General features: G+C 42.8%; 2 protein-coding genes. Both read left to right on the top strand.

From position 1 onward, the window contains the following. Positions 1 to 366 (top strand): alpha/beta fold hydrolase (locus tag HC175_RS16110; protein ID WP_168139421.1); only part of this gene is annotated, 366 nt, incomplete at its 5' end. A 9-nt stretch (positions 367 to 375) separates the two neighbouring features. Beyond that, the coding region (gene yihA / locus HC175_RS16105) for a ribosome biogenesis GTP-binding protein YihA/YsxC (protein ID WP_168139420.1) at positions 376 to 654 on the top strand (279 nt) is incomplete at its 3' end.

The following is a 654-nucleotide window of genomic DNA, read 5'->3' as shown; positions in this document are numbered from 1 at the left end:
TACGAATATATTCGCAAGAAAGCAGAAAACGTATTATACGATCCCAAGATCGCTACAAAAGAAATTGTGGATGACGTTTTTGAAACTGTGAATGATCGAAATAAACTGATCAAAACATTGGCAATTGCCAAGAGTGCCATTCGTCACAACATGTCCAAGGATCTGCCTAAGATGAAAACTCCCACCTGCATCATCTGGGGAAGAAATGATAATGTTACCCCTCCCGAAGTAGCCGAGGATTTTCATCGCCTGTTGCCCGACTCTGATCTATACTGGATCGAGAAATGCGGTCATGCAGCAATGATGGAACATCCCGATGCTTTTAATGAGATCCTGTACCGGTGGTTAACCGCCAGGCAGTACTAAAACGCACCCATGAAAATCAAGTCGGCCGAATTTGTGATCAGCAATTCTGATGTTTCCAAATGTCCGGAAACAAAATTGCCTGAATATGCTTTTATTGGCCGCAGTAATGTTGGAAAATCTTCTCTAATTAATTCCCTCACCAACAGGAAAGATCTTGCAAAGACTTCCGGAAGACCCGGAAAAACACAGCTCATCAATCATTTCCTGATCAACCAAAGCTGGTATCTGGTAGATCTACCGGGTTACGGATATGCCCGGGTTTCCAAAAAGGAAAAAAAGACCTTTCAG

This window comes from Salinimicrobium oceani (genome assembly GCF_012037645.1).
The sequence above is the reverse complement of the archived record's forward strand: the minus strand, read 5'-3'. Positions and strand labels throughout refer to the sequence as shown.